We start from the raw sequence: 1,840 nt of genomic DNA, 5'->3' as shown, positions 1-1,840 counted from the left end.
CCCCGGGCCGCAGGCGCACCGTGACCTCGGCCTCGCCCTCCGGCGGGGACGGCACAGAGTCGGGCTCCGCACCCTCGCCCGGCGCCACCCAGCCGCGATCGACGATGAACACGCGACCATCAGCGTCGCGGAACGGCACCAGCACCTCGAAGGCGCTCGTACCGCCGTGCGGTCGGTTGCGCACGAGCAGCTGCTGGTCGGCCAGGTACTCGCCCTGCAGCGTCACCGGGCGCCACTCGTCTGAGGGGTCGAGGGCACCGTCAGCGCCGATGACGTCGGCCAGGGGCACGGGATCCGCGTCGTAGTTCTGCTCGACGAGTTCGATCTGGGCGGCACGAGTCTCGCTGCGCTCGAACTGCCAGTTCGACAGGAAGACGCACGCGATGGCGAAGCCGATCGCGATGAGCACGTACACCGCCCACCTGGTCAGACGGCGACTCATGCGGGAACACCGTCGCGGACGGTCACCGGGAAGTCCCGTGCGGCCAGGTAGTCGCGGAGGAAGTCCACGTGCTCGTCACACGCCAGCCACACCTTCTCGCGATCGGCGGCATGGATGCGGGGATTGCGCCACACCACTTGTCTGGTCGCCGCGCTCCGGCAGCCGGCGCGAGAGCACTCGAGGTCAGTCATCGGTCTTTCGGGCCTTCGTGGATCGTGAACACCTGCGGGGCCGGAGCTTCGGTCTCGATCGGAGCAGGTCGAGGGGCGTCGAGCTCGCGCACCGGAGACTCGGCTGTGGCCTCAGTGCTGTCGCTTCCGGCGTTCGCGAAGACGACCGCGATGTAGGGCAGCACGGCGGCCGCGATCCCGAAGAGCCACGTGTACCAGCCGTACGGCTGCACGAGCACCATGAGCCCGAAGCACACGATGCGGATGGTCATCGTCAAGGCATAACGGCGCACACGATGATCAGCCTCATCCCGCGGAGACTGCGGCAGTGAGGTGACGGCCGGGACTTGACGCGCGTTCTTCACGATGTCTCAAGCCTACGCCGGTGCAGCCCTCCCGGCGTGCCGTTCGGCGACTCAGCTCGAGAACAGGAACGGCAGGGTGAACACCCCGACGAACAGGAAGCTGATGATGGTGCTGACGATCGTGAACGCACCGATCGCGACCACCGCGTAGCCGAGGATGAGACCGGCGATGGCGAGCCCACGCCCGCCGACTCCGGGTTGGCGCTTGATCTGTCCGAGCGCCATGTGCCCCGTGATGACGGCCGCGATCGAAGCCAGCACCGGGATGATGGCCCAGATCAGGACGAGCCCGGCGATGCCGCAGATGAGTGAGGTGACAGCCAGCGGACTGGTGGGGCGAGACGCGGCGGCGGGATACCCCGCGCTCGGGTAGGCGCCGTAACCGGATTGAGAGGCAGGCGGGGCGTAGCCGGGCTGTACCGGAGGTGTGGCGTAGCCGGGCTGAGAGGCGGGCGCGGCATAGTCGGCAGGGGAGGCATAACCGGGCGGTGCGGGCGGTGGAGCGTATCCCGGCTGCGGTGCCGCGGCCGGCTGCGCGCCGTAGGCCGGGTATGCCGGAGGCGCATAGGTCGGCGCGGCTCCCGGGTGGCTCTGCGTCGGCTGCGGACCGGGCCGTACCGGCTCGGCGGGAAGCGCCGGCGTGGCCGTGGGGGCGACGGGCGGAGGAGGCGGTGTCAACGGCGGCTCGCCACCGGGAGAGGGGATGCGGTTATCGCTCACGATGAAGCCTTTCGTCTCGATCAGGGTTCCAGCAGCGTCCCCGTCTGTCAAACACCAGGATGCAGCCGACCCGGCACGCGGGCGCAGCCGGCAGCGGCATGGTCGATAGGATCGATGACGGCCCGGGACCGCGGGCCGACCGG

4 protein-coding genes are annotated in these 1,840 nt (G+C 69.7%); all 4 read right to left on the bottom strand.

Translation table 11 applies throughout. The features are described from left to right. Positions 1 to 442: SURF1 family protein (locus ACNPM4_RS20845; RefSeq protein ID WP_448987036.1), on the bottom strand; the 442-nt coding region annotated here is incomplete at its 3' end. After that, entirely contained in the window at positions 439 to 633 is a 195-nt protein-coding gene (locus ACNPM4_RS20840; protein ID WP_029261770.1) for a hypothetical protein, read from the bottom strand. The genes ACNPM4_RS20845 and ACNPM4_RS20840, both read right to left, overlap by 4 nt. Further along, a complete protein-coding gene (locus tag ACNPM4_RS20835; RefSeq protein WP_448987035.1) occupies positions 630 to 977 on the bottom strand; it encodes a DUF3099 domain-containing protein in 348 nt (115 codons plus the stop codon). Before ACNPM4_RS20835 ends, ACNPM4_RS20840 begins: the two co-directional genes overlap by 4 nt. A gap of 51 nt (positions 978 to 1,028) precedes the next feature. Next, the gene (locus tag ACNPM4_RS20830) at positions 1,029 to 1,697 is read right to left on the bottom strand and encodes a DUF4190 domain-containing protein (RefSeq protein ID WP_448987034.1); all 669 of its coding nucleotides are present in this window, start codon (positions 1,695 to 1,697) and stop codon (positions 1,029 to 1,031) included. Positions 1,698 to 1,840: the final 143 nt, after the last annotated feature.

It is taken from the genome of Microbacterium umsixpiens, assembly GCF_053543675.1.
This window is presented reverse-complemented; position numbering and strand designations above follow the sequence as displayed.